This window comes from Natronolimnohabitans innermongolicus JCM 12255 (genome assembly GCF_000337215.1).
Taxonomy (GTDB): Archaea; Halobacteriota; Halobacteria; order Halobacteriales; family Natrialbaceae; genus Natronolimnohabitans; species Natronolimnohabitans innermongolicus.
In genome coordinates, this window is sequence record NZ_AOHZ01000109.1 from 1 (window position 1) to 25,187 (window position 25,187).

Genomic DNA, 25,187 nt, shown 5'->3' on the forward strand with positions numbered 1-25,187 from the left:
CGCCATCAGAGATGTGTATAAGAGACAGCGACGAAACTGCTGCCGACGAGGGCGCACCGATGATCGGTGCCGTCTAAGACATCGTCTCGAGTCGCCACTTCGAGTCGTTCGCTTTTTTCGAACCGATGGGACGCGCCCCTGGCTAGGCGAATCGATAGCAACGCCTGACGGTCGGTTACGACGGTCCGGCTCAGGCGAGAAGCTGGTAGAGGCTGCTCGCCGCCACCAGCGACAACACGAGCACGCTCGAGAGGACGGGATCGACGGCCGAGACGACTGGAACTCCGAGTCCCGAGAGTGCGATAACAGCGAGTCCGAGGACACAGAGCCCGAGATGTACCTGGAGCGCGACCGACGGGGTCTCCCCGTGGCCGTCGATGTAGCCGAGAACGTCGTCGAAGTGCGGGCCGGGCTGGATCGTTTTCGCGTCGGAATCGTACTCGATGACGGCGTCTTCCTGGAGCTGCGGCAGATGTGTCTGCTGCAGCGAGACGTAGACGCTCTTGTAGAGGTTGTTCGGGACGGGCGTCGTATCCGTCTCGTCGGCCGCGATCGCGGAGGCGACGTCGGAGACGTCTACCTGTCCGCCCTCTTCGGCGAGTAACTGCACGATGGCGCGTCGTCTGTCGTTCCCGAGGATGTGAAACACCTCACTTTCCTCGAGTGACTCGTCGCGATTAGTCTGGACAGACATCGATCAAGAAGGGGGCGCGTTATCGACCAAGCATCCACCACCAGCTACCATACACGAGTGCGTTTCGGAGAGCACTGACTTTAACTTTTGCAGGCTAGATCGCGGCTGTCCGACTGGCAGCGTCCCTCATCGCTTTCGGACTGTCGACTGCGATCGAGTAATGGTGTGGATACAGTCGGCGGTCGGGTCGCGTATCGCGGCTCGAGAACGGAGCTCAGATCGCGGGAACTGGCGTCGAAAAGGTGGTCAGCGTCGAGTACGACGCTGTGGTGGAACTGCAACGATGGGGTTACTCACCGGGGAGGTGTCCGCCGGACTGCATCTCTCGGTACGTCGTACAGGCCGGGCAGCCGTGGACCACGTCACCGTTGTCGCCGAAGACGCGTGCGAACTGCTGGGTGACGTGCGTGCCGCAGTTTCGGCAGCGAGCGCCCGCAGTCGACGACGATTCCATGGGTTTCCAGTCGTGTTGGGTGGAGTTCATAGTTGAGGGGGTGAAACGCGAGCGAGTGCGGGAACCCGGTCGGCCGGCACAGCGGAACCGACCGCCGATCGTCGGTCGCCGTCGGCGGCCGCCCGCGGCGCGTTCGGGTGTGGACCGCCGCGTTCCCGTATTCACTCGAGCGTCACTTCTACCGAGGGGGGCAGATGTGAATAAAGGACGGAGACCGTTCACTTCGAGAGGGGCCGTAAGAACCGCGAAATACGCAGTTTCTGGATCGTATCGGTCGAGAGTCCCGCTGAGCAGGTCTCTGGCCGAATTCCGTCCTGTGACGGACGACAGCGAATTCAGATGGCTTAGCTTGCATTCGACTGCCCAAAGACGATATTGATGAGGGTGACACGCTCGAAAGGCCCCCTTTCTTCGGCGAAATGCCGTATTTCGGTGCCGAATTATCTTATTTCCGATCCATAAGGTACATCGTTATAAAATACCACTATCGCTTACCGATTGTCGTGCTGGAATGTACCGGTGGAGCCGCGATAGAGGGAGGCTCACTCCCCAGCCGATCCGTATCGGCGCCTCTCTCGCGCGACCGTCCCAACGCAACTGCCCCCAAACTCGGTGATCACGATGTCAATGCACGCAAGTAACACGCGATCGGAATCGACCCCAGAACCAGCCGCCCAGCTCGACGTCCTCGGTGACGAGTGTGCGCGAATGATTCTCGTCGCGACGAGCGACGGACCGAAGACGGCGAAGGAGCTGACCAAGCGGACGGACAGCTCCTCGGCGACCGTCTACCGTCGGATCAACAACCTCCTCGAGAGCGGCCTGCTGTCGGAGTGTGTGCGCTTCGACGACGACGGCTCGCACACGACCGCCTACGAGGCGACGATCGAGTCCGTGAGCGTACAGATTCAGGCCGACGGTATCGACGTCTCGCTGTCCGCGACCGACGAATAAGATCGACTCGTCCCGATCGCTCGAGCGCACATCGATTGCGGTGGCCGCCGTCTCGTTGTTCGGTTCGGTATCTCGCCGCCCGGAGGTCGTCCGAGTAGCGATACGACTGACGATTTTCTCTCGTCGGTGAGAATCGGCGGAACGTGCACTTTAGTTCCTGAAACTTGTTCTGAAAGGAGTTCTAACACTGCTGTATGATACGGATAACAAATATCTATTCAGGGGAATGGTCACTGTGATTGAGCAATGCACGATCTGACCGGCTTCCAACGGGACCTCCTGTACGTGATCGCGGGCGCTGATCAGCCGTCGGGACAGACCGTCAAAGACGAAGTCGAGAAGTACTACAGCTCCGAGATCAATCACGGTCGCCTCTATCCGAACCTCGACACGCTCGTCAACAAAGAGCTGGTCGAGAAGGGTCAACTCGACAGGCGGACGAACTACTACGCGATCACGGAGACTGGTCGGGAGCGAATCGACGAACGCCGCGAGTGGGAGGCACAGTACGTCGATTTCTAGCCCGTGGTCGGACGCTCCGGAGCGACGTCGTACTCGTCTGTGATCGTGACCGTTCGGTTCCCGAGCGGACCGTCGGCGAACTGTCTGGAATCCGTAGGGTGTGCGCCTGATGGGTCCCACACGGCGTGACTCTACGGGTTCCGATCCCGACGTTTCGTCGTCCCGTCTTCGTAATCGACGAGCACACCGGTACAACGGATAGACGACGGTAGCAGCCGTTCCCGCGTTCCGAACGCTACCGGTAACCCGGCCATAACAAAGCCGTAGAGGGTGAACCGAGCCAACGAGAATGCTCTGTGCGTCGTCTCCGACCAGGCCGAATACTGAGCAGCAACGTCCGGTGTCTTACCGATGAGCCACGAAACGAGTACGCTAACGCGGTTCGGTGTCGTTCGCCAGTATCCGGTCGACCTCGCCGTCGTCTCGGTCGTCGCCGTCCTGGCGTACGCACTCGCCACGTCGCTTCCGGAGGGAAGCGTCCTGCGACTGCTGGCTGCGTTCCCACTGCTGTTGTTTCTGCCGGGGTACGCGCTGGTCTCCGTCCTGTTCCCGGCGGCCAGCAGGAACGCTCGAGAGACGACTGGAAGGTCGATCGAGCGCGAGGTCCGGGGTATCGACGTCGTCGAACGGCTGGGGCTTTCTGGCGCGCTCTCGCTCGCGGTCGTTCCGCTCGTCGGACTCGCGCTCCCGTTTACGTCGTGGGGCTTCGGGACGCTTCCGACGGCGGCCGCGCTCGCGATCATCACGGTCGTCCTCGCGCAGGTCGGCGTCGTTAGACGGCTCCGTCTTCCGGCTGCAAAGCGATTTACCGTCTCACCGCTGGCCTACATCTCGGGCGCCGGGCGGGAGTCCGGGACCGTCGCGACGGCGTCGTCGCTCGTGCTCGTGCTCGCGGTCGGACTCGCGGCCAGCGCCCTCCTCGTCGGGTTCCTCGCTCCGGTGTCGACCGGCGGGTTCACCGAGCTGGCGCTGTACACCGAAAACGAGGACGGTGACATGGTCACCGACAACATCGGCGGCGAGATCGAAGCCGGCGACTCCGTCCCCGTGACCGTCTCGATCGACAATCAGGAGGGCGAAGAGACCGAGTACACGGTCGTCGTCCAGGAGCAGGTGATCGAAGACGGTGAAGTCGTCGAACGGAACGACCTCGAGCAACTCGAGACGTCCCTCGACGACGGAACGCGGGGGACCGGCGATCTGGACGTAACGCCGACGGCGGACAGCGGTGAGGAGGTCCGCGTGAGCGTGTTGCTCTACGACGGCGAGGCGCCCGAGGAGCCGACGAACGACAACGCTACGGAGGACACTTACTTCTGGGTCACCGTCGAGGACTGATCGCGTTCGCGGTTTCGCGAGCGACGGTCGGCGGCGAGCTGTGATCGTCGCTCGGTTGCAGACGCCGCTTCGATTGCGTCTGCTCGAGTGATCCTCCCCGTTTGGTCTCGAGACGACGAGCGACTCGATTTTTCGCCACGATTGGCTGGGGTCGCAGTCCCGTCAGGCATCCGCTTTTTTCTATCGTATCCACTGAGTAGCGATTCGGCGCGACGACGGACCGAAGTCGGCGAGCACGTCGCTGACGAGCGGTGATGGCCGTGTCCATTCTTCGACCCGTCACGAGCGAGAGTTCGCCGTAGCGCGGCGGCCGAGGAGCGCAGTTGCTGGTCGTCTACTCGCTGATCGCGTCGAGAACGAGAGCGGAGACGTACGGTATCGACTCCAGTATCCGAACCCGTGCCGCGCCGGTCGACAGGACGACAGTTCGCAGTTCCCTTACCCAGTGAGTCCGAGCGGTAACTCGAGGTCGGGTCGCCTCGAGACGTGCTGGACGACCGAGACCGCGAGGACGAGCACGCAGAGCCCCAGCGCGATCGCCGGCGCGACCGTCACCGTCAGCGGACCGACCGACAGCCACGAGAGCAGCAGTGCGACGACACCGAGTCCCGTCACGGAGACGTAGAGCCGGTGCCACGGGCGGTCGTCCTCGAGTCGGTGGTCGAGGTAGGGATCGAACGCGTCCTCGTGGGGGAGGAGATCGATCGTGTGGTCGTCGGGGTCCCAGTCGACGATTCCGTGTTCCTCGAGCATCGGCAGGTGCGTCTGGTAGAGGGAGATGTACACCCGCCGACGCTGCGTGCGCGTTACCTCTTCGGCATCGATGTCGTTTTCCCAGGCGGCGACCTGCTCGACGAGCGGCGCGAGATCGCAACTGCCGTTCTGTCGCTTGAGATACTGGACGGCCCGTCGACGCCGTGCGTTACTAAATACGTCGAACAGTTCGGCCTGTGTCAGTTCGTGATCAGACATGAGCGTCCTCGCGTTCCCGAGTCGGTGCTCGAATCCGGTCTCTGGGGATGTTCGGATACCTCACGCACTCGAATGCCAGCTATTGGCACTTTACTATCGCTCGACTACCCGTCCGAAAGGGATTTGTACCGATCTATTGCCATGACTGACATCTAATCCGATATTTCTCGGGGGAATGGTACCGAAACGCGCTGATCGCGGGATCGAGCCCCGCTACGGCCGTAATTCGGCTCCGCTCATGCCTCTCTAGCCTATAGTTCGTGACTACGCGATCGTCAGGGCGGGGATAACAAAGCGGTGTTACCGGCTGTATCAGCACGATTGCCCTCGCGGGTATCGTGTAATCAATGATGTATCAACGACAACGACTGTGTCGATCCGACGCACCCGACTCGAGTCTCGACGCCGGAGGTGTCGTCCGGTGAGCGGGTTCGTTCACGGCGACGACTGTTCGGTCGACGACGACGCGACGGTCGGCCACGGTGACTTCGACGAGCCCACGCAGGTCGGCGACGGCGCGACGATCAGAGCGGGATCGATCGTCTACGGGGACGTCACGATCGGCGACGAGTTCACCACGGGCCACGACGTGCTGGTCCGTGAGGGGACGACGATCGGCGACGACGTTCTCGTCGGCACCAAGACGGTCATCGACGGCCAGACGACGATCGGCTCGCACGTGAGTCTGCAGACGAACGTCTACATTCCGACGGAGACGACGATCGGTGACAACGTCTTCATCGGCCCGAGCGCCGCGTTGACCAACGACGAGTACCCGATTCGGACGGACAACGGCCTCGAGGGACCGACGATCGAAGACGGTGCCTCGATCGGCGCGAACGCCACGCTGTTGCCGGGCGTCACGATCGGCGAGAACGCCTTCGTCGCGGCCGGCTCGGTCGTTACGGAGGACGTACCACCGGGTACGCTCGCCGTCGGGACGCCCGCGACGATTCAGGCGTTGCCCGAACCGCTCGACGGACCGAACCAGATCGCATGACGGACGAACACACCGATACCGGAACCGATTCCGGCACGGAGTCGAACGTCGGCGCAGCCGAGACTGACGGCGGTGTCGCCGAAACCGACCCGTCGGACGGTGAGGCGGTCGTCGAGGACGCGGGTTCGACCGATTCGGACGAGTCGACGGTCGACGACACCGTCTCGATCGCCGCGCCGGAACTCAGCGACGACGCCCTCGAGCGCGTCGATTCGGTTCTCGAGAGCGGCATGCTCGCCGACGGCCCCGAAGTTCGGCGCTTCGAGGAGGAGTTCGCCGACTACTGCGATGCCGAGCGGGCCGTCGCGACCTCGAACGGGACGACCGCGCTCCACGCCGCCCTCGAGGCGCTCGGCGTCGAGGATGGTCAGGCGGTGCTTACCTCGCCGTTCTCGTTCGTCGCGAGCGCGAACGCGATCCGACTCGCCGGCGGCAAACCCGTCTTCGCGGATATCGATCCCGAGACCTACACGCTCGATCCCGACGCCGTCGAGGCGGTTCTCGAGGAACGAGACGACGTCGTCGGCCTGCTACCGGTCCACCTCTACGGACTGGCCGCCGACATGGACCGCCTGAACGATCTCGCTGACGAACACGACCTGTTCGTCCTCGAGGACGCCTGCCAGTCCCACGGCGCCGAAATCGACGGCGAACGCGCGGGCGCGCTCGGCGACGCCGCCTGCTTCTCGTTCTACCCGACGAAGAACATGACGACCGGCGAGGGCGGCATCGTCACGACCGACCGCGACGACCTCGCCGACCGAGCTGCCGGCTACGTCAACCACGGCCGGGACGCCGGCGAGGGCGGGAGCTACGAACACGTCGCGCTCGGGCACAACTTCCGGATGACGAGCATGGCCGGCGCCATCGGCCGCGAACAACTCGAGCGCCTCCCCGCGTTCAACGAGGCGCGCCGGGAGAACGCGGCCTACTACGACGAGCAGCTGGCGGACGTACCCGTCGAGACGCCGACGGTTCCCGAGGGCTACCGACACGTCTACCACCAGTACACGATCCGAACCGACGACCGCGACGCCCTCGCGGCAACGCTCGACGATCACGGCGTCGATACCGGTATCTACTACGGAACGCCGATCCACCGCCAGCCGGCCTACGAGACGGTGAGCACGGCCGCGGCGACGCTTCCGAACGCCGAACGGGCCGCCGAGACGGTCCTCTCGTTGCCCGTTCATCCCGGACTCTCCGAGCGGGATCGACGAACCGTCGTCGAAGCAGTGCAGGACCACTTCAACTCCCAATGAACGGACCAGGAACACCCTCTCCACCGATCCGGGCCGGCGTCATCGGCGTCGGCTCGATGGGCGAGAATCACGCACGCGTGTACAGTGAACTACGAGACGTCGAGCTCGCCTGCGTCACCGACCACGACGACGACGTCGCACGGCGGGTCGCCGCCGAGTACGGCACCGAGGCCGTCGATTTCGAGACCGTCCTCGAGCGCTGTGACGTCGTCACGGTCGCCGTCCCGACGCGGGCCCACTACGACGTCGTCTCCGAGTGTCTCGAGGCGGGCGTTCACGTTCTCGTCGAGAAGCCGATCGCCGAGACGACCGACCAGGGCGAGGCGCTCTCCGAACTGGCCGACGAGAACGACCTCGTCCTCCAGGTCGGACACATCGAGCGGTTCAACCCGGCCGTCCGGACGGTTACCGAACTGATCGACGAACTCGACGTCATCAGCCTCGAGGCCGAACGCCTCGGCCCGCCGCTCGACCGCGACGCGCTCGGCAACGTCGTCTCGGACCTGATGGTCCACGACATCGACGTCGTCGGCGCGTTGCTCGACGACCGGCCCGATTCGATGACCGCGACCGGAACCGAGAACGGACAGTACGCGACGGCGACGATGGAGTTCGACGACGTCGTCGCCTCGCTGACGGCGAGTCGCGTCACTCAGAAGAAAGTCCGGACCCTGACCGTTACGGCTCGCGAGTGTCTCGTCGAGGTCGACTACCTCGAGCAGTCGGTGTTGATCCACCGCAACTCCTACCCGGAGTACGTCGTCGACGACGGCAAGCGCCGCTACCGCCACGAGAGCGTCATCGAACGCCCGCGGGTCGACAACGGCGAACCGCTGCGCCACGAACTCGAGTCGTTCGTCGAGGCGGTTCGGACCGGCACCGACCCCGTCGTTACCGCCGAAGACGGCATCGCGGCCCTCGAGACGGTGCAGGCGGTCGAATCGCTCGTCGATGGCGACGCGAATCGACGGGAGGTGCAAGCGCGATGAGCGACGACACCGCAACCGAGTCCGCCGCCGGGCTCTACGGCTCGAGCGAGTCTCCCGACCGTCAGCGCGACCTGCTCACGAGCGGCGAGATTCCCGTCGCCGTCTACGGTCTCGGCAAGATGGGGCTGCCGCTTGCGGGCGTCTACGCCGAGACGACCGGCAACGTCACCGGCGTCGACGTCGACCCCGACGTCGTCGAGACGATCAACGCCGGCGAGAGCCACGTTATCGGCGAACCCGGGCTCGACGAACTCGTCGCCGAGCAGGTCGATGCCGGCCGGTTCGAGGCGACGACCGACGGCGCCGAGGCGGCCGCGAACGCGACGATCCACGTGATCATCGTCCCGACGCTGCTGGACGACGACGACAATCCGAACCTGGCGACCGTCGAGTCCGTTGCGGACGACATCGCGGCCGGACTCGAGCCCGGCGACCTCGTGATCGCCGAATCGACGCTGCCGCCGACGAGCTGTCGCGACGTGATCAAGCCCCACCTCGAGCAGGAAAGCGGCCTCCCCGGCGACGAGTTCGGGCTCGCGTTCTGTCCCGAGCGGACCTTGAGCGGCCGCGCGCTTCAGGACATCCGCGGGGCGTATCCGAAGGTCGTCGGCGGCGTCGACGACGAGAGCACGCGCGCCGCGTCGGTCGTCTACGACGAAATCTCGGACAACGACGTCCATCCGGTTTCCGACGCCACGACCGCGGAGTCCGTCAAGGTCTTCGAGGGCGTCTACCGAGACGTCAACATCGGATTGGCGAACGAGCTGGGCCGGCTGGCCGACGAACTCGGCATCTCGGCCCGCGAAGCGATCGACACGGCAAACGACCTGCCGATGTGCCAGCTTCACGATCCCGGCCCGGGCGTCGGCGGCCACTGCATCCCCTACTACCCGCACTTCCTGCTCTCGCAGAACGAAGAGCCGATGGATCTCACCCGGACCGCCCGGCGGATCAACGACGAGATGCCGACGGTCGTCGTCGACCGCCTCGAGAGCGAACTGGCGGCGACCGACACCGACCTCGCCGACGCGTCGGTGGTCGTCCTCGGCGTCACGTACCGCCCCGGCGTCGAGGAGACCCGCGCCTCGCCCGCGCTGGACGTCATCGACGAACTGAACGCACGCGGCGCGGACGTCGCGGGCGTCGATCCGCTGGTCGACCCCGAGGAGTACGGCGCTCGACGAGTCGCCGTCGACGACTTCGAATCCGAGCCGTTCGACGCCGCGATGATCGTCACGCCCCACGAGGAGTTCGACGCGATCGACTGGACGGAGTGTGCGCCGATGGTCGTCCTCGACGGCCGCGACGCCGTCGACCTCTCGGCGACCCACCACCGCGAGTACACGCTCGCGGGGGCCTCGAGCGGCCGCTCGCCGACGGGCTCGAGCGACGAGACAGACGCGGTCACCGTCGACGATCGGTCGCTGACCGCGGACGGCGGTACCGTCGACAGACCGAGTAGCGCCGATCGAACCGACGATCCGTCGGGAGGCGACGATGTATAAGGGCAAACGCATCGGCGTCGTGGTTACGGCCTACGACGAGGAGGACTTCGTCGGCGAGGTCATCAAGACCGTGCCGGACTTCGTCGATCGGGTCTACGCCGTCGACGACGCCTCGCCGGACGACAGCTGGACCGCGATCCAGGAGGCCGCCGCACACGTCAACGAGCGGGCCGAGCCGGCGTTGCAACTCGCGGCCACCGATGGCGGCGACGCCAGACGCGTCGTGCCGATCCAGCACGAGGAGAACCGCGGCTACGGCGCGGCGGTCAAGACCGGTTACGAGCACGCCGCCGGCGACGAGATGGACGTCGTTGCCGTCCTGAACGGCGACGCCCAGATGGATCCCGACATCCTCGACCGGATCATCGATCCGGTCGTCGAGGGCGAAGCCGACTACGCGAAGGGCAACCGGCTGCTCAACCCGGACGACCGCGAGGGGATGTCGACGTTCCGGTTTATCGGCAACTCGCTGCTCACCGGCCTCTCGAAGTTCGCGACTGGCTACTGGTCGATCAGCGACCCGCAAAACGGCTACACCGCCATCTCGCGGGAGGCGATCGAGGAACTCGATCTCGAGTCGATCACCGACCGGTACGGCTTTCTCAACCACATCCTCACGCACCTCAACGTCGCCGGCTTCCGGGTCGCCGACGTCTCGATGTCGGCCGTCTACGGCGACGAGGAGAGCAGTATCCGGTACGTCCCGTTCGTCAGGTTCGTCTCGCTGTTGCTCCTCCGGAGTTTCCTCTGGCGGCTGAAACAGCGCTACGTGGTCCAGCGGTTCCACCCGGCCGTCGTCTTCTACGGCGCCGGCAGCGCGGGGCTGGCCGGCGGTAGCGCCGGCCTCGGCGCGTCGGTCGGTCGCACGCTGCGCGGAAAGGAGGGGTTTACGGGTGCGATCGCCTCATTCGTCGCGCTGCTCGTCGGCGTCGTCTCGCTCGGCATCGGGATCTATCTCGACGCTCAGGAGAACGAGACCCTCGAGGTCGCAAAGTACGATCGGAGCGACGGCGACGCCGACCTCGAGCGATCGCCGAATCAGTCGATGGAGTAACGGACGATATCCTCGCCCTCACAGGCCGGACATCGGTTCGTGTCGGCCGTGACGTTCGTGCCGCAGTTGCGACACTCGTAGATGACCGTCGGAGACTCCACTGACTCGTTCTCGCCGTCTGTTCGTGCCGTCGTCGGTGATTCGGTGTCGGGCCCCGAATCGCTAAAGAGATCTGAAATGAGACGGACGAGTGTCATAGAACTCAGTGAGGCGTTATTCCGGCGATTCGGTGTTAAGTGTTTCGCAATCCCGTCTCGAGCGAGTATCCGTACAGTGACCTGTTCGGCTGCTATACGGGAACGAGCGCAAATATTTCACCAAATCCTAGAGTTAGTTCAGAAGGAAGGCTTATGCTTGCATGCTCGTCTTCAACCAGATATGGAACGCGAGTCCCCGACCGACGCCGAGACACGTGACGACGACCGTTCGGCCGCCGCCGCGGCGCACGCGCCGCCAGTGAACCCGCACGCGCATCGACCGACGGTGACGGTTGCGGCGACGCGGGGCGAGGATACCGACGCGTCGAACGAACTGACGATTATCGGTCATGGAACGCCCTCGAGTTTCGAGATTACGGTCGACGGCGAGATCAGCGTAACCGACGAGCCCGCCGCTGCGTCGTCGACGGTCGTCTCCGGATCGACGGTCGAGGGTGCGATCGAGGACGGAACGATCCGCGTTGCGTTCACCGGCGACCTCACCGACGTGACGTTCGTCGACCGGGAGATCACCGGCGTCTCGCCCGCAACGACGCCGAACGTCCACGTCGACTACGCCGCACCCGAGCGGTCTCAGTCGTAGGTTCCGGTTATCGCCCTCCAGGTCCTCGACTGAGCACGAGCAGTTCGTCTCCCCGGTGGCGAGAGTCACACCTGCACAGAGACGCGCGATTCAACACTGTCATGTAGTGCGGCGAGGTTTCCTCGACTATCACGGAGTGAGTACGGATGACGGACAACACCGACGAGAGCGCCGACGAACCGAGCGACGGGAGCACTGAGTCGACCGATCGCGAGGACTGGGAGCCCCGCGAAGACGGCTGGATGGCACCCGTCGACGACGACATCCTCGAGCTTATGCGGGACCCGGACGCCTTCGAACCCTCCGACGTCGACGACGCGGGCATCTGTCGCGGTCCCGACGCGGCCTACCGCTGTCGCGAACTCGCGAAGTACGGACTGCTCGAAAAGCTGGCTATCGGCATGTACGATATCACCGACCGCGGCGAACGCTACCTTGAGGGCGAGGTCGATCCGGACGACCTCGAGCCCGAAGACGACTGAGGTGGGTTGCGGTGTCGTCGTCGTTGCCGTCGCAATCGTCGTCTCGAGTCGTCCGTCGGCGGGTTACTGACAGTCGACGTCGACGTCGATGTCCGACGGGACGGCCCCGAGCATCGCGACGACGTCGTCGGCGCCGAGAAAGCCGTCGGCGCGACGGGTGACCTCCGCTCCGTCCGCAAACAGGATCAGCGTCGGCACCGAGTTGATATCGAATCGCTCGACGAGTTCGATGTCGTCGCCGGGGTTGAGCAGCCCGATCGGAACCTCGGTCTCGCGCGCGACGTTTCCGAGCACGGGCTCCATCGCCTGGCACTTCCCGCACCCGCTGGTGTAGAACTCGACGAGCGCCACCTCGTTGCGCTCGCGAAACGTCGCGAGTTCGTCGCCGTCGGCGAGTCGCGTCGGTCTGGGCGCTCCGTCCATACCGTCGATACCGGCCGCACGCTGAAACCGATATCGTTGCCGTCGGTATCGCGACTCGTATTCGATCGAGTCACCGACCGAACTCGAGTCCGGTGAACGGTGATGACGGGTCTTCCAGTCGACTGAATTCGAGTGAACCGATTCCAGAACGGAACCCCGACAGCCGGTGGCGCCGCCGAACGGTTCCCAATCGATCACACCGTAAAACGCCAGTGTCGACCGCGTGCGGACTCGGTTTCGATCGCCGGAACCGTGCCGTTTCGAACGAAATCCATCGTATACCCGATCGGAGCGAACGAACTGTCGGGGATGGATTTATAATCCGCTCGCCTACACCGGTGTGATGACTCGCTCCGAACCACCCCGCGACGGGACCGCGTCGGTCCCACGAAAGTCGACCCTGTTTTGCTGGGAGTGCGATCACTCGAGTCCCATGGACGGCGACTGGAACCGACGCCCACGAGACGGATACGTCGATTACGTCTGTCCGCATTGCGAGACGACGCTCACGAGCCGCCCCTCTCGGAAGCAGTCGGAGCCGCGACGGGCGACGCCGACTCAGGGACGCCGTCGACGTGGACTCGGACGCGGGCGATCAGCGCCACGGCCGAGCGCCGCGTGGCAGCGCACGCTTCACGCGACGGTGCAGGTCTGGCGAGCGAGCCTCGGAATCGGTGTGTCGGGGATCGCAGCGATTCTCGGTCCGTCCGTCGGTCCGCCGCGACGCTGATCGATCGGGTGACGTACCCCCTACAGTCGGGTGATCACTTACTCGTCACCGCTGGAATACGCCGTCGAGATTGGTCTGAAATCGGACATCTGGTAGACGACTATCCAGTTTTCTACGTTATTTTTGAGCGTTGTACACCACACTCCCTGCCATGTCATTCTATACTGGTCATGTGGGCGATTCTATTCTTATATGAGTATATTCGCCCACAACAGTAGAGCTTTAGTAGTCGGATCCAATCGATTACTCGAGCAAAAGATGACAAGCGGAAACCTGACGACTGCGGAAGAAGCGGTACTGGAGGAGATCGACGAGAAGAACATCGACTTCCTGCGCCTGCAGTTTACCGACATTCTCGGTACGGTCAAAAACGTCTCAGTCCCGGCCCGTCAGGCCGAGAAGGCGTTCTCGGAGGGCATCTACTTCGACGGGTCCTCGATCGAGGGCTTCGTTCGCATCCAGGAGTCGGACATGCGTCTCGTCCCCGACCCCGAGACGTTCGCGGTTCTCCCGTGGAGACAGAGCGGCGACAGCGCCTCGGCCCGGATGATCTGTGACGTCTACGACACCTCGACGGGCGAGCCCTTCGAGGGCGACCCGCGCTACGTGCTCAAGCAGGCCATCGAACGCGCCAACGAGATGGGGTACGAGGTCAACTTCGCGCCGGAGCCGGAGTTCTTCATGTTCAAGGAAGACGAGGACGGACGCGCGACGACCGAGACCGCCGACCACGGCGGCTACTTCGACCTCGCGCCGAAAGACCTCGCCAGCGACGTCCGTCGCGACATCATCTACGGCCTCGAGGACATGGGCTTCGAGATCGAAGCCAGTCACCACGAGGTCGCCCGCGGCCAGTACGAGATCAACTTCGAGTACGACGACGCGTTGACGACGGCCGACAACGTCGGGACGTTCCGGACGGTCGTCCGCGCCATCGCCGCCGAACACGACCTCCACGCGACGTTCATGCCCAAGCCGATCCCGAAGATCAACGGCTCGGGGATGCACACCCACATGTCGCTGATGACCGAGGACGGCGAGAACGCCTTCCACGACGAGGACGACGAGTTCAACCTGAGCGACACCGCCCACTCCTACCTCGCGGGCATCCTGGAGCACGCGCCGGCGATCACGGCGGTCGCAAACCCCACCGTCAACAGCTACAAGCGACTGGTTCCGGGCTACGAAGCGCCCGTCTACGTCGCCTGGTCCGACCGCAACCGCTCGGCGCTGGTCCGCAAGCCCGCAGCCCGCGTCCCCGCGGCCTCGCGCGTCGAACTGCGCTCGCCCGACCCGTCGTGTAACCCCTACCTCGCCTTCGCCGTCATGATCCAGGCGGGTCTCGACGGCATCGAACAGGACCTCGAGTGTCCCGACCCGGTCCGCGAGAACATCTACGAGTTCGACGAGGACAAACGCGAGGAGTACGGCATCGAGACGCTGCCGTCGAACCTCGGCGAAGCCGTCGACGCCTTAGCGGAAGACGAGGCCGTCTACAGCGCCCTGGGCGAACACGTCGCGCCGAAGTTCGTCGAGGCCAAGCGCCAGGAGTTCGAGGAGTACCTCATCGACGTCTCCGAGTGGGAGATCGACCGCTACCTCGAGCAGTACTGAACTCGGGGCTGCGACCCACCGGTTGACACTGGTTGTGCCTTCGCTCTCTTTTTGTGTTCCGTGTGCGTGCTCGAGTCCACAGATCGGGCTTCAGCGAGCGACGACAGTCGTCGAGTGAGTGCCGGTGTCGGCACCTCAAGCGGGTAGCCATGGGCTCGAATTGAATCCGACACATAGAACGAATTCTCGAGAGGCGGTCCGAACGGGCGAGATGTCCGGCCTCCGTCCCCCACTTTTCACGAGCGTTTGGTGACAGCGGAGACCGAGAACCAGCGTCAGCCGAGGTCGGTTCCGGAAGACACTCCGGCGGTCCCTGGTTAGCTGTTCGCCCTGATCACTCGGGCTACTCGGGTCTCATTCGGTGGGAACGGTAGAACGCCCGTACCGAATGGACACCCCCCCCGTCATGTCCAGTGTCTCAGGTCACGAAGAGTCGTGTGAATTGCCTCTCGTTCATAACTTTGTTTCGGCAGTCAATTTCAATTCCGTCATCGCCTCTCTTCAAAAAAGAACGGGTCACTTCACTGGTCTGGCGGAGAGGTCACCCCACCGTGTCCAGTGTCTCGAAGACACCGATCCGTTATAATCCGTCCTCAATCGGTTCTTTATCCCGTGTAATTCCACTCATCACGTGTAATTCCGATCAAGAGTCTCGTGAAAACCCTCTCCACTGTGTCCAGTGTCTCGCATCTCAGTCTATTTGAACTGACTTTGAATTACACCGGCGTTCTATTGCCGCTAGTTCGGAGTCAGCCTTCGTCTTTCCCAGAAGAGTGCGAACTATCGTTTTCCAACTGAGGATGAAACAAAATAGGAACAATATTCCATGGTGAACAACAAGTTCGGAGATGTTTTATCTCATATTGCTATAGAATGAGGGGACCACACCCCACCGCGTCCAGTGTTTTAGTGGGAAGAGTTATCGAATCATTCCACCGAAGCACGTGTTCTTACGATCGAAGACATTGGACGCGATGGGGTGGTATTATACCCCGATCAAAAGTCACTGGACACACTCGACACGGGGGTTTTATACCATATGAATATTAAATAAGAAACCAATCAATGGCATTGTTTGAACCAGATACGGATATTTTCCGTTATCGGGATGCCCTCCGAGAAGACTATCAGCCTGAAGAAATCGTAGGCCGTGACGACGAACTCCAACAGTAGCTCCACGAAGAGGAGAAAACCCCTATCCGGGCACGTAATATACAGGACCGTTACGAAATCGTTTGTGACCGAGCAGCAGTCGATCCACTCGTTCCCCGTAGAATGCGAGATCACTTGGGGGAACTCTCGATGCTCGGAATCGCGACTTGGGTTGAGCGGAATAAAGGCGAAGCTGGCGGTCGGTATTACGAGTATTCGCTCGATACGAGTCCGGATCTTCTACTCGAAGCACTCGAGGAGACAGTGGACAGAGTAGGGATGACAGAAGCGATCCAGAAGCGTCTCACACGTGACTTCTGAGTCAGAAGACACTGGACATAGTGGGGTGTGTCTGCAGACGTTCCCCAGTAGCGGTACAAAGTACGTCGCTAAGACTATACAGATCAGATTGTTCGGAGACCAAAGAATACGGGTAGTAGTGGTGGAAAAGACACTGGACATAGTGGGGTGGGTCTCTCCTCGTTCGTAGAACAATCTCGCCACCCCACGATCGATACGATGAATCGGTCACGATGACGGACTCGCTACCGCACCGTTCGACTAGTCCGGCGCTCGAGAGCGTATTCACAGCCCCAAAACCGCGAGTTTCCTCGTCATCAGCGGTCACTCAGGTCGTCGGCCGTTTCCTCACTCGTCGCCTCGAGACAGACGTACAACCGACCCAAACCAGCGGACGGAAGCGAGATCGGAGGGTCCTTTTGCGACGACGCTCGAGTAGCGGATAATGACGTCAGGTGACGGCGACCGACCGCGTCCGCCGACCGCGCTGGACGACGAGGCTCGAGCGGCGCTGGCGGGACTCGAGAACCGCGACATCGACGACCTCCGGGCCGCCGGCGAGTACCTCGTCGACCTCGCGGCGTGGAAGGCTGCGACGAGCAACGACTGGGAGCCCGACGCCGACCGGGAGAGGGCCGCCGAAGCCGACGGCACGCCGAATGCGGCCGCGACGGCTGGAACCAGTGCCAACTCGAGAGACGGCGAGCAGGACTCGAGCACAGCAGCCGACGGAGCGTCCGCCGACGCCGCCGATGGCTCGGAACTCGAGTATCCTGCAGGGGTCCCGCCTCGAGCGAGTGTGACGGTCAAGGAGATCGCCGGCTCGACGTACCACTACTACCAGTGGCGCGACGGCGATCGGATCGAGTCGAAGACGGTCCAGCGAGGACACGGTAGCCACTGACCGTCACTGGACACCCGATTGCAACGAACCCGACTCGAAAGTCAACCGGCGTACGAGAGACCGAACGCCGTCCAGACCAGCGCCAGTACGCCGTAGACGAGGTCCCCATCATACCTCGAGGGACCGAATCCGAGCCAGAGGATACCGAAAGAAAGGATACCGATCAAGAACAGCGCGAGAGGGAATCCCGAAAGGCGAGGGCGGAATACTCCTTGTTCGTTCCCGAGAGAATATCTCCAGAAGAGGAATCCGAGACAGAGGCCTCCCAATACGAGTACCCCTGAAACCCACGTGAGCGTCGGCGTTACCATCCCGGATTGCGTCCCGCCGAACAACAATGCGAGAGACACGACAGCGACGGCAATCACGTCGGCAATCAACTGACCGGGGGCCGAGAGTGTACGTTCGTTAGTCATCTCTGCGTCTCACCATCCAGTGAGAATATAGAATAAATTAATCATTTTGATCGAGCCGTTGGTGCGCAATCGTCCGTGGACAAGGAGCCGAACTCGAGCGCCGCGACACCAACCCTCGCGTAGGCGCTGCTCCACCGACGACTGGCCGTCGCTCGGGGTCCGCTGACCGAGCGATCAATCACGAGCCGCTCGCGCGTTCTCCTCGCCAGGGCAGGTGCACTGTACTCCGGTATTTGTTACGCTTCGTCGCGTCTCACCGGCCTCTTCGCGTCGCTTTCGCTCAGTTCAGATCCCACTCCTCGTCGTCGATCCGAATCCGCGTCAACTCGTCTCGGTCGCCGAGCAGGCGGAACTCGAAGCCGCCGTCGTCGCGTTCGTACTGGAGATTCATCGTCGTCACGTCGGCTGTAATCTCCTCCGAGTAGGCCGGCGCTTCGTCCCGCGATTCGGGCGGCTCGAGGTCGAAATCCGCGTAGGAGACGCGCGTCGATTCCTCGACGAGATCGTCGTCGCCGTAGACGTCGGCGTCGATCCCCTCGGACTCGGTCTCCCGTACCTCGAGGCGGTAGGTTTGCATCGTCATACGGACGCATTCGCTCGAGGGCGGGATGGCGGTTCGGCCTGAATGCGCTGGCGAGTGCGCCAACGGTTCGGCTACACCGATTCGTACGGCCCGAGCCGGGTTCCGTCCAGCAGGTAGGCCTCGCCGTCGGCTAACCCATCGGGGAGAAACGGCGCCAGAAACGACTGGTTCGGGACGTTCACCCACGTGCCGCCGACGAGGTCGTTGAACGCGGGAACGACGACGACCCGCGGTCTCGAGTCCACGGCTCCGTCGACGCGTCCGTCGTCGGCGCTTTCTTCGACCGCCTCGAGCCACGTCACGTCCGCGTACTCGTCTCGGTCTCGAAACCGTTCGGGGTTCAGTCGGCCGCGCAGCCACGCTCGTTCGACGCGACTGCCGCCGACTTCGTCCTCGAGGCGGACGCAGGGGTGTTCGTGGCCCAGGCAGACGATGTCGCAGTCGAGCGCCGCGGGTGCTGGCCAGGTGTGGCCGTGGCAGACGCCCACCTCGCGGTCGCCGAGCGCGACGCCCGCGCCGCCGGTGACCGTCACGCGGTCGGGATCGAACTCGAGGGCGGCCGCTCGCCGGTCGTCGGTCGGCGTGAGCCAGTCCTCGATGCCGCCGTCGTGGTTGCCCTTGACGACGGTGATCTCGAGTTGCGGCGGGAACGCCTCGAACAGCACCTCGAGTTCGCCGCGCTCGGCGCTGCCGGGGTCGCCGATCGAGTGCATCAGGTCGCCGAGCACGACGAGGCGGTCGGGAACCGTGCGCTCGAGGAGTTCGAGTAGTCGCTCGCGGCGCTCGGGGGCGTGGCTGGGGACGTCGACGCCGCGCTCGGAGCGCAGTCCGGCCTCGTAGCCGGCGTGGTAGTCGGCGACGAGCAGCGCGCGTTCGTCCCCGAGGGTGGCGATCGCCGCCGGCTCGCCGGGGACCGGTTCGACGCGAGCGGTCGGTTCCGCACCGGGTCCGGACATCGAGACCGCTTAGATCGCCTTCAGCGTCTCGTCGTCCGGCTCGTAGCACTGTCCGCCCATCAGCGCGTCTTGAATCGCGTCTTCGACCTCGGCTTCGGGAATGCCGGTGTCGTCGGCGACCGTCTCGACGAGCGTCGTTCGGTCGGCGCCGTCGCCGTCGTCGAGTTCTTCCATCGTTTCGACGACGTAGGACTCGAGGTCGACGTCTTCGGCGTCGACGTCTTCGGCGGGTTCATCACCCGCGTCGGCGGGTGCATCGCCCGCGTCGTCGTCGTCATCGTCGGCTTCGTCGACGGATGTCCCTTCACTGTCAGGCTCCTCGTCGGCGGGTTCCGCGTCGGCCGCGAGACCCGACTCCGGCGGCGCGCCGAGATCGTCGTCCTCGTCGTCGGCAGCGGAGACGGCGGCGTCGTCGCCGGGTTCGTCGGTCGTCGCAGCGCCAGCGCCGGGTTCGCCGCTCGAGGCGGCGTCGGCCGCCGCCTCGCTCTCGGTTTCGACGCCGTCGGCTGCGGGCTGTTCGTCGGCGTCGGGAACGTCGATCTCGGCTTCGCCGGGTTCTTCGACTTCCGCACCCGTCGTGAACTCGGCGCCGAACTCCGCCTCGAGTTGCTCGCGCTCCTCGTCGTCCATCTCGTACATGCCCGAGTCGCCGGCGTCGAAGTCGCCGAGGTCGTCTTCGTCCTCCTCGTCAGCGTCCGATGGGATTTCGTCGAATTCGGTCGCGACGCCGCTGTTAGCGTCGGTTTCGTCCTCGAGGGACGTGTCGTCCACGTCGGACGTCGCCTCGCCGAACTCCGCGGTCGGCTCGCCGACCGCAGGCTCCGTCTCCGCGTCGACTCCAGCGGTCACGTCGGATTCGGTTCCGCTTTCGGGCGAGTCGGCCGCGGTCTCGGTCTGGGTTTCGGCCTCCATCCCAGTCTCGGTTTCGCTCCCACTCCCGCGTTCGCTTTCCGTCTTCGTCTCGAGCGCCGCGGCGTCGGCCGCCTCGGATTCGGCTTCGGAGGCCGGCTCGGGGTCCGTTCCCGTCGCCGTGCCCGCCGCCGAACCGGCGGTTGCCGCGTCGGGTTCGCTCACCGACCCGGATTCAGACTCGGCCTCGGCGCCGCCGGGTGTCGCCGCGGCGGCGTCCGCCGGCTGCTCCGTCTCGTCCGGCCCGCTTTCGAGGGTCGACTCGAGGGCCGACAGAGCGGCGTCGGCGTGGCTGCCCAGCGAGGCGAAACTCGCGGTCGAATCGGGACTCGAGTCCCCGGGCTCGAGCGAGAGTCCGCTGACCTGGTCGCGCTCGTCGGCGACGACCTCGACGGCCTCTATGGCGCAGTCGCGAAGCGCCTCGAGGTAGTCGGGCGTCGTGCCGTAGTGGTCCTGTGCGAGCGGGATTCCGGCGGCGAGGCCGGATTCGACGCCGGCCTCGCGGAGCGCGTCGGTCAGTGCGTCGCCGTTCGCGTCTCGCGGCTCCGCGCTCTCCAGTTCGGCCGCACCGGCGTAGGTTCCAACCCGTTCGACCGTCTGCTCGGCCGCGCTGACGACCCAGCGGTCCCGGGTGTCGGCGTCGACGGTCGCGATGCTCTCCGGACGGATCGAGGTGTAGACCTGATCGGAGTCGTCGGGCTGGAAGGTCCGCGCCTTGCCGGTCACCGCGACGAACGCGGGCGGCTGGAGCTGTTCAAGTACGGCCAGTTCGTCCGGCTGGTACTGGCCGGCGTAGACGACGAACGCGCCCGTCGGGTCCACGACGCGGGCGCGAACCATCTCGTCGTTGACCGACGTCACCTCCGTCAGCGTCCCGACCGCGAAGATGCGGTTGAGTCGGGCGCCGGTCGGCGAGATGACGTAGTTCGGGGCCCGCTCTTCGTCGCTCTCGGCGTAGGAGAACGAGGCGTCGTCGTACTCGGCCGCAAAGAGCCGGTAGGCGACCTCTCGGCCCGGGATTTCCTCGTCGTCACCGTTTCCGTTCCCGTTGTCGTTCGCGCTCATGCGTTCACCTCCTCGAGGAAGGCCGTCGCACGCGTTTCCGGATCCTCGTCGCTCTCCGCGAACGTCTCGGCGTCGAGATTGGCGCCGTACTCGTCGACCGAGAGGTGACCGCGAACGCGGTACTCGCGACCGACGATCCGCTCGCGAATCGTGTCGGCGACGACCTCCTGGTCCATCGCTTCGCGGGCTTGCTCGAGGGCGTCCTCGAGGGTACCGTCGTAGACGTCCTCGGTGAGTTCGTCGTCGAGGACGACCGTGAGCGCGCCGGTTCCGTCGTCGAGAATCGCCTTCACGCGCAGGTCGTCGATTCCGTCGACGTCGCCGTGGGTTCGACACTGTCCCTTCTGGATGACGCGGTAGCACTCGGGACAGCGCTGGATGAGCCCGGAGCCGTCGCGGACGGCGATGACGTTTCCGACGAGTTCGACGTCGTAGATGCCGCCGGTGTGGACGGCCTCGCCGACGCCCATCGTCGTCGTGTCGGCGCCGACCTCGATCTCGCGCTCGAGTGCGCTGACCGTCGAGAACTCCGAGACGTTCACTTCGGGGACGCCGCGGAACTCCCGGACGTAGGCGTTCTCGATGCGGACCGGGCCGCCGTCTTCGATTTCGGGAGCCGGATCCCAGTTCGTGAAGGGGAGTCGCCCGCTCTCGTCGCCGAAGACGCCGCTCAGGATCTCGGTCTCGCCGTCGCGGCCGTCGATCGTTCGGCGCTCACACTCGAGGACGTCGACCTCGACGGTGGCGGCGCGGTCGCCCGTCCGGAGGTCGGCGAGCTGTGCGTCGCCGCCGATCACGTCGGCGTACTCGGCGGGAAGCTCGAGCGACTCCTCGACGAACGACAGCGAGGTGCTCTCGCCGAGGTTGAGTTCGGGTTCGCCGTCCCACTCGCGGACGCCCGCGTTGCCCGCGGTGATCGTATCGCCGGCCGAGAGGCCGAAGTCCTCCCAGGCGGTGTAATCGATCGCGCCGGTCTCGTCCGCCAGTCGCCCCTCGACGATGACGTGGTCGTCGCCCTGATAGCGGATCGACCGCTCGCCGGCCGTCAACACGACGCCAGTGACGGTCACGTTGCCGTCGTCGGTCGTGATCTCGCCGATTTCCTTGCTCGAGGGGGTGGCGCCACCGCCGCCGCCACCGTCGCCGTACTTTCGACGCAGGCTCTGTTTGGCCTCGTCGATCGGGACGCTGTACTCCACCAGGTTCTGCAGGTCGGATTTGACCTCCTCTTTGTCAATACCGAGGTCGGAGGCGAGATCCTCGGCATGATTGTCGAGTTCCATCAGTGGCCATTCGCACGGCGGATTTAAAAGCGTTCCCGGGGAAAACGGACGACCTGACCGAGATTGGTCGCGAATCGAGGCGTTGACAGTCGCGACGACCGGCACCCGCCGGTCGAACGCAGTACGTTCATTTCGGTTGCGCTGGCACTACTCGTATGGAACGTCTCCGCGCCGCACTCGGCGGATTGGTCTTCGTCGTCGCGATCTTCGGCGGCATCGTCGTCATCAGAGTCCTGACGCGAGCGCTGTACGCCGCCATCTGGTTCGTCGAGACCGTGGCGACGCTCGGGTTCGCGCTTCTGATCGGCTACGTCGTGTATCGGATTCTGCTCGGCTCGAGCGACGATCCGCGGCGGAGCGACTGAGCGGCTGAGCGATTGAGCGTTCCGGACCGATTCTCTTGCCTTCCGCGAGCGTAAGATGAACTCGAGGACTGGGGTGCGAACGCTTTTACTCGAGAGCCTGAAACCGGTGTAGCAGTGGTTTCGCTCGCCGAAGTCGTCGTGATCGCAGGACTGGCCGGGGCCGCGACCGGGCTCGGCGCGTTGCCCGTGTTCGTCACCGACCGGATCAGTCACCGATTCTACGACGCCGCCGTCGGACTCGCCGCCGGGATCATGTTCGGCGCCGCCGTCTTCGCGCTCGTCGTTCCGGGCCTCGAGGTCGGTTCGCTGTCGGAGGTCGTCGCCGGCGTGCTTCTGGGTGCCGTCTTTTTGCTCGTCGCCAATCGGCTCGTTCCGCACGTTCACCTGCTCATCTCCGAGGAGGTCGAGGCGGACGGCCAGACCTATCCGGAGACGGCCGCCGAGGAGACCGTCGAAGCCGACGAGATCACGCTCGAGAGTGGATCTACTCGGGCGTCCGAACCGGACGAATCGGATGTCGGTGGTGGCACCGGTGCTGACAGTGAGGGCAGTAACGGCAGCGAGGGCGGCAAGGGCAGCGACGACAGCGACGACCCCACCGAAAACCGCCGCCGGGCGCTGTTGGTCGGCAGCGCAATCACTATCCACAACGTCCCGGAAGGGCTGGCGATCGGCATCGCCTTCGCCGGCGGCCTCGAGGGCGTCGGCATCGCGCTCGCGATCGCTATCGCGATCCAGAACGTCCCGGACGGGTTCGCGATGGCCGTTCCGGCGAGTCGAACGGGACTCTCGAACGCCAAAACCGTCCTGTACACGACGCTCTCGGGTGCGGTGCCTGAACCGATCGCCGCGGCGGCCGGGTTCGCACTCGTCGCCGTCGTCACCGGCATCTTTCCCCTCGCAGCCGGATTCGCGGCCGGGACGATGATCGCCGTCATCTTCCGCGAGTTGATCCCCGCCAGCCACGGCCACGGCTACGCCGATATCGCGACGCTGACGTTCGTCGTCGGGTTCACCGTCATGCTCGTCGTCGACGTCGGACTCGCCGTCTGACGCCTCTGGATTCAGCTTCTCTGGACCTCTCCCCCTTCTCCCGATCCCGATCCGACTCGAGGCTGTAGACGTCGAGGCCAGCGTGCGACGGCACCGAACACGCGCCGCCGAACGCGGAGACACGGTGTCTTCTTTAGGAGTCGCCACGCACGTCAGCGTATACATGCACGTCGTCGTCAACGCCGCCACGAGCGCGGACGGCAAACTCTCCTCGCGCCGGCGCGAGCAGATCGCGATCAGCGGCGAGGAGGACTTCGCCCGCGTCGACCGCCTCCGGGCCGACAGCGACGCCGTTGTCGTCGGCGTCGGCACCGTCGTCGCGGACGATCCGCGCCTCACCGTCAAAGACGAGTCGCTGTGTGAGGACCGCCTCGAGCGCGGCGCGCCGGAACAGCCCGCCCGCGTCGTGATCGACTCGAAGGGTCGGACGCCGACCGACGCGGCGGTGCTCAGCGACGCGGCGCCGACGTACGTCTGCCTGAGCGAGGCGGCGCCCGTCGACACGCGAATGGACCTCGCGGATCACGCGGAACTCGTGACGGCGGGCGACGACCGCGTGGACCTGCTGCGGGCGTTCGCCGCGTTGCAGGAACAGGGCCTCGAGCGAATCATGGTCGAAGGCGGCGGGGAGCTCATCTTCTCGCTGTTCGAGGTCGGACTCGTCGACGAGTTGCGGCTGTTCGTCGGCTCGACGATCATCGGCGGCCGCGACGCGCCGACACTGGCCGACGGAACGGGATTCGTCGAGGAGTTTCCGCTGCTGGAACTCGAGCGCGTCGAGCGACTGGACGACGGGGCGTTGTTGCAGTGGACGGTGAAGAGTTGAGGCACTAACACACACCAGTTTCCTCGAGTTGTTTTCGGGGCGGCCCCGACGGGGACCCGGGGGCGTCCCGAAAAACGCGATCCCGAAACGGCTGGGATCGTCGGCGAGCACCCATCGCCCCGATAGTGACGATCCATCTCGAGTCGCGTCCGGTCCCGTACCCACACACCACTCTGCAAGTGTTCTCAGAGAACCGAGACACCAGAGGCGCTCAGGTAAACCCCTAAAATCGATGCTCTTCGCTGTTCGTATTGCTACGACGTATTCCAACACACACCAGTTTTCCCGAGTCTTTTCGATCGGAGCACGCACCGAATCGGGACGTAGCGGAGGAGGGGGACCCGGGGCCGTCCGGAAAAACCGACCAGAAGCCCCAAGTGGAAACCACTTATAGTGGTTCCAGAACTATCGAAGCATCTGTCCCCTCTCACTGTCTGCAATTGATGCGCCTTTCGTACGGTTACAAAGGCTACAGAGGAGGACGGGATACTCAAAACGCTCTTCTGTAGGAGATTGTTGATACTGGTCAGCTGTCGCTGTGAAATCGAAGAGAGCAAGGACACCGCGTCAGCGGTGTCCGT

The 25,187-nt window shown here is 64.3% G+C and carries 25 protein-coding genes and 1 pseudogene; 16 read left to right on the top strand and 10 right to left on the bottom strand.

What is annotated here, in order from left to right:
* Positions 1-190 precede the first annotated feature (190 nt).
* Together C493_RS21360 and C493_RS22430 are read right to left on the bottom strand one after the other, a co-directional pair.
* A complete protein-coding gene (locus tag C493_RS21360; protein ID WP_007261584.1) occupies positions 191-694 on the bottom strand; it encodes a DUF7344 domain-containing protein in 504 nt (167 codons plus the stop codon).
* 289 nt (positions 695-983) lie between these two features.
* Complete coding sequence (locus C493_RS22430) at positions 984-1,178, bottom strand: DUF7563 family protein (RefSeq protein WP_083912465.1); 195 nt, start codon at positions 1,176-1,178, stop codon at positions 984-986.
* 591 nt (positions 1,179-1,769) lie between these two features.
* On the opposite strand from C493_RS22430, the gene C493_RS21365 reads away from it, so the two are divergent.
* The 3 genes from C493_RS21365 (at position 1,770) to C493_RS21375 (ending at position 3,962) form a co-directional block, all read left to right on the top strand.
* Positions 1,770-2,102, top strand: a complete 333-nt coding sequence (locus C493_RS21365; RefSeq protein WP_049889568.1) for a winged helix-turn-helix domain-containing protein — start codon at positions 1,770-1,772, stop codon at positions 2,100-2,102.
* A gap of 246 nt (positions 2,103-2,348) precedes the next feature.
* On the top strand, positions 2,349-2,624 hold the full coding sequence (locus C493_RS21370; RefSeq protein ID WP_007261587.1) for a PadR family transcriptional regulator: 276 nt from the start codon (positions 2,349-2,351) through the stop codon (positions 2,622-2,624).
* 351 nt (positions 2,625-2,975) lie between these two features.
* Entirely contained in the window at positions 2,976-3,962 is a 987-nt protein-coding gene (locus tag C493_RS21375; RefSeq protein ID WP_007261588.1) for a DUF1616 domain-containing protein, read from the top strand.
* A gap of 438 nt (positions 3,963-4,400) precedes the next feature.
* Here the strand turns inward: C493_RS21375 and C493_RS21380 are convergent, their stop codons facing one another.
* A complete protein-coding gene (locus C493_RS21380) occupies positions 4,401-4,934 on the bottom strand; it encodes a DUF7344 domain-containing protein (protein WP_007261589.1) in 534 nt (177 codons plus the stop codon).
* 421 nt (positions 4,935-5,355) lie between these two features.
* Here C493_RS21380 and C493_RS21385 point away from each other — a divergent pair, with 421 nt between their 5' ends.
* The 5 genes from C493_RS21385 to C493_RS21405 are packed head-to-tail and all read left to right on the top strand — an operon-like array spanning position 5,356 to position 10,744.
* Positions 5,356-5,934 carry an acyltransferase gene (locus tag C493_RS21385; RefSeq protein ID WP_007261590.1) on the top strand — a complete coding sequence of 193 codons (579 nt, stop codon included), beginning with the start codon at positions 5,356-5,358 and terminating at the stop codon, positions 5,932-5,934.
* The gene (locus C493_RS21390; protein WP_007261591.1) at positions 5,931-7,196 is read left to right on the top strand and encodes a DegT/DnrJ/EryC1/StrS family aminotransferase; all 1,266 of its coding nucleotides are present in this window, start codon (positions 5,931-5,933) and stop codon (positions 7,194-7,196) included. Before C493_RS21385 ends, C493_RS21390 begins: the two co-directional genes overlap by 4 nt.
* Entirely contained in the window at positions 7,193-8,185 is a 993-nt protein-coding gene (locus tag C493_RS21395) for a Gfo/Idh/MocA family protein (protein ID WP_007261592.1), read from the top strand. Before C493_RS21390 ends, C493_RS21395 begins: the two co-directional genes overlap by 4 nt.
* Positions 8,182-9,690: a nucleotide sugar dehydrogenase gene (locus C493_RS21400; RefSeq protein ID WP_007261593.1), complete on the top strand. Its 1,509-nt coding sequence runs from the start codon at positions 8,182-8,184 to the stop codon at positions 9,688-9,690. Before C493_RS21395 ends, C493_RS21400 begins: the two co-directional genes overlap by 4 nt.
* Entirely contained in the window at positions 9,683-10,744 is a 1,062-nt protein-coding gene (locus tag C493_RS21405; protein WP_007261594.1) for a glycosyltransferase family 2 protein, read from the top strand. Before C493_RS21400 ends, C493_RS21405 begins: the two co-directional genes overlap by 8 nt.
* Here the strand turns inward: C493_RS21405 and C493_RS21410 are convergent.
* Positions 10,729-10,941 carry a hypothetical protein gene (locus C493_RS21410; RefSeq protein WP_007261595.1) on the bottom strand — a complete coding sequence of 71 codons (213 nt, stop codon included), beginning with the start codon at positions 10,939-10,941 and terminating at the stop codon, positions 10,729-10,731. The genes C493_RS21405 and C493_RS21410 overlap by 16 nt on opposite strands.
* Before the next feature lie 181 nt (positions 10,942-11,122).
* On the opposite strand from C493_RS21410, the gene C493_RS21415 reads away from it, so the two are divergent.
* Positions 11,123-11,545, top strand: a complete 423-nt coding sequence (locus C493_RS21415; RefSeq protein ID WP_007261596.1) for a hypothetical protein — start codon at positions 11,123-11,125, stop codon at positions 11,543-11,545.
* Between the two features lie 146 nt (positions 11,546-11,691).
* Entirely contained in the window at positions 11,692-12,027 is a 336-nt protein-coding gene (locus C493_RS21420) for a hypothetical protein (RefSeq protein ID WP_007261597.1), read from the top strand.
* Positions 12,028-12,090: 63 nt separating this feature from the next.
* Here the strand turns inward: C493_RS21420 and C493_RS21425 are convergent, their stop codons facing one another.
* Positions 12,091-12,450, bottom strand: a complete 360-nt coding sequence (locus C493_RS21425; RefSeq protein ID WP_049889570.1) for a thioredoxin family protein — start codon at positions 12,448-12,450, stop codon at positions 12,091-12,093.
* Positions 12,451-13,438: 988 nt separating this feature from the next.
* Here C493_RS21425 and glnA point away from each other — a divergent pair.
* From glnA to C493_RS21450, 3 genes and pseudogenes are all read left to right on the top strand, one after another.
* Positions 13,439-14,794 carry a type I glutamate--ammonia ligase gene (gene glnA / locus C493_RS21435; RefSeq protein ID WP_007261600.1) on the top strand — a complete coding sequence of 452 codons (1,356 nt, stop codon included), beginning with the start codon at positions 13,439-13,441 and terminating at the stop codon, positions 14,792-14,794.
* A 1,188-nt stretch (positions 14,795-15,982) separates the two neighbouring features.
* Positions 15,983-16,267, top strand: a pseudogene (locus tag C493_RS21445) (cell division control protein Cdc6); the annotation flags it as partial.
* Between the two features lie 424 nt (positions 16,268-16,691).
* Positions 16,692-17,150, top strand: a complete 459-nt coding sequence (locus C493_RS21450) for a hypothetical protein (protein WP_007261603.1) — start codon at positions 16,692-16,694, stop codon at positions 17,148-17,150.
* Between the two features lie 41 nt (positions 17,151-17,191).
* On the opposite strand, the gene C493_RS21455 is transcribed toward C493_RS21450, so the two are convergent.
* From C493_RS21455 to C493_RS21475, 5 genes are all read right to left on the bottom strand, one after another.
* Positions 17,192-17,566: a hypothetical protein gene (locus tag C493_RS21455; RefSeq protein WP_007261604.1), complete on the bottom strand. Its 375-nt coding sequence runs from the start codon at positions 17,564-17,566 to the stop codon at positions 17,192-17,194.
* Between the two features lie 280 nt (positions 17,567-17,846).
* Positions 17,847-18,149, bottom strand: coding sequence for a hypothetical protein (locus C493_RS21460; RefSeq protein WP_007261605.1), 303 nt, complete (start codon positions 18,147-18,149; stop codon positions 17,847-17,849).
* Between the two features lie 71 nt (positions 18,150-18,220).
* Positions 18,221-19,105 carry a metallophosphoesterase gene (locus tag C493_RS21465; protein WP_007261606.1) on the bottom strand — a complete coding sequence of 295 codons (885 nt, stop codon included), beginning with the start codon at positions 19,103-19,105 and terminating at the stop codon, positions 18,221-18,223.
* Between the two features lie 9 nt (positions 19,106-19,114).
* Complete coding sequence (locus tag C493_RS21470; protein ID WP_007261607.1) at positions 19,115-21,079, bottom strand: hypothetical protein; 1,965 nt, start codon at positions 21,077-21,079, stop codon at positions 19,115-19,117.
* Positions 21,076-22,362, bottom strand: coding sequence for a Single-stranded DNA binding protein (locus C493_RS21475; protein WP_007261608.1), 1,287 nt, complete (start codon positions 22,360-22,362; stop codon positions 21,076-21,078). The genes C493_RS21470 and C493_RS21475 overlap by 4 nt, the downstream gene beginning before the upstream one ends.
* Before the next feature lie 155 nt (positions 22,363-22,517).
* Here C493_RS21475 and C493_RS21480 point away from each other — a divergent pair, with 155 nt between their 5' ends.
* The 3 genes from C493_RS21480 (at position 22,518) to C493_RS21490 (ending at position 24,606) form a co-directional block, all read left to right on the top strand.
* Positions 22,518-22,727, top strand: coding sequence for a hypothetical protein (locus C493_RS21480; protein ID WP_007261609.1), 210 nt, complete (start codon positions 22,518-22,520; stop codon positions 22,725-22,727).
* Between the two features lie 114 nt (positions 22,728-22,841).
* Complete coding sequence (locus C493_RS21485) at positions 22,842-23,780, top strand: ZIP family metal transporter (RefSeq protein ID WP_007261610.1); 939 nt, start codon at positions 22,842-22,844, stop codon at positions 23,778-23,780.
* A 163-nt stretch (positions 23,781-23,943) separates the two neighbouring features.
* Positions 23,944-24,606: a 2,5-diamino-6-(ribosylamino)-4(3H)-pyrimidinone 5'-phosphate reductase gene (locus C493_RS21490; RefSeq protein ID WP_007261611.1), complete on the top strand. Its 663-nt coding sequence runs from the start codon at positions 23,944-23,946 to the stop codon at positions 24,604-24,606.
* The last annotated feature ends 581 nt before the right edge of the window (positions 24,607-25,187 follow it).

Coding starts and splice junctions, on each gene's coding strand:
- C493_RS21360 (WP_007261584.1), bottom strand. CDS start 694: ATGTCTGTCCAGACTAATCGCGACGAGTCACTCGAGGAAAGTGAGGTG.
- C493_RS22430 (WP_083912465.1), bottom strand. CDS start 1,178: ATGAACTCCACCCAACACGACTGGAAACCCATGGAATCGTCGTCGACT.
- C493_RS21365 (WP_049889568.1), top strand. CDS start 1,770: ATGTCAATGCACGCAAGTAACACGCGATCGGAATCGACCCCAGAACCA.
- C493_RS21370 (WP_007261587.1), top strand. CDS start 2,349: ATGCACGATCTGACCGGCTTCCAACGGGACCTCCTGTACGTGATCGCG.
- C493_RS21375 (WP_007261588.1), top strand. CDS start 2,976: ATGAGCCACGAAACGAGTACGCTAACGCGGTTCGGTGTCGTTCGCCAG.
- C493_RS21380 (WP_007261589.1), bottom strand. CDS start 4,934: ATGTCTGATCACGAACTGACACAGGCCGAACTGTTCGACGTATTTAGT.
- C493_RS21390 (WP_007261591.1), top strand. CDS start 5,931: ATGACGGACGAACACACCGATACCGGAACCGATTCCGGCACGGAGTCG.
- C493_RS21395 (WP_007261592.1), top strand. CDS start 7,193: ATGAACGGACCAGGAACACCCTCTCCACCGATCCGGGCCGGCGTCATC.
- C493_RS21400 (WP_007261593.1), top strand. CDS start 8,182: ATGAGCGACGACACCGCAACCGAGTCCGCCGCCGGGCTCTACGGCTCG.
- C493_RS21405 (WP_007261594.1), top strand. CDS start 9,683: ATGTATAAGGGCAAACGCATCGGCGTCGTGGTTACGGCCTACGACGAG.
- C493_RS21410 (WP_007261595.1), bottom strand. CDS start 10,941: ATGACACTCGTCCGTCTCATTTCAGATCTCTTTAGCGATTCGGGGCCC.
- C493_RS21415 (WP_007261596.1), top strand. CDS start 11,123: ATGGAACGCGAGTCCCCGACCGACGCCGAGACACGTGACGACGACCGT.
- C493_RS21420 (WP_007261597.1), top strand. CDS start 11,692: ATGACGGACAACACCGACGAGAGCGCCGACGAACCGAGCGACGGGAGC.
- C493_RS21425 (WP_049889570.1), bottom strand. CDS start 12,450: ATGGACGGAGCGCCCAGACCGACGCGACTCGCCGACGGCGACGAACTC.
- glnA (WP_007261600.1), top strand. CDS start 13,439: ATGACAAGCGGAAACCTGACGACTGCGGAAGAAGCGGTACTGGAGGAG.
- C493_RS21450 (WP_007261603.1), top strand. CDS start 16,692: ATGACGTCAGGTGACGGCGACCGACCGCGTCCGCCGACCGCGCTGGAC.
- C493_RS21455 (WP_007261604.1), bottom strand. CDS start 17,566: ATGACTAACGAACGTACACTCTCGGCCCCCGGTCAGTTGATTGCCGAC.
- C493_RS21460 (WP_007261605.1), bottom strand. CDS start 18,149: ATGACGATGCAAACCTACCGCCTCGAGGTACGGGAGACCGAGTCCGAG.
- C493_RS21465 (WP_007261606.1), bottom strand. CDS start 19,105: ATGTCCGGACCCGGTGCGGAACCGACCGCTCGCGTCGAACCGGTCCCC.
- C493_RS21470 (WP_007261607.1), bottom strand. CDS start 21,079: ATGAGCGCGAACGACAACGGGAACGGAAACGGTGACGACGAGGAAATC.
- C493_RS21475 (WP_007261608.1), bottom strand. CDS start 22,362: ATGGAACTCGACAATCATGCCGAGGATCTCGCCTCCGACCTCGGTATT.
- C493_RS21480 (WP_007261609.1), top strand. CDS start 22,518: ATGGAACGTCTCCGCGCCGCACTCGGCGGATTGGTCTTCGTCGTCGCG.
- C493_RS21490 (WP_007261611.1), top strand. CDS start 23,944: ATGCACGTCGTCGTCAACGCCGCCACGAGCGCGGACGGCAAACTCTCC.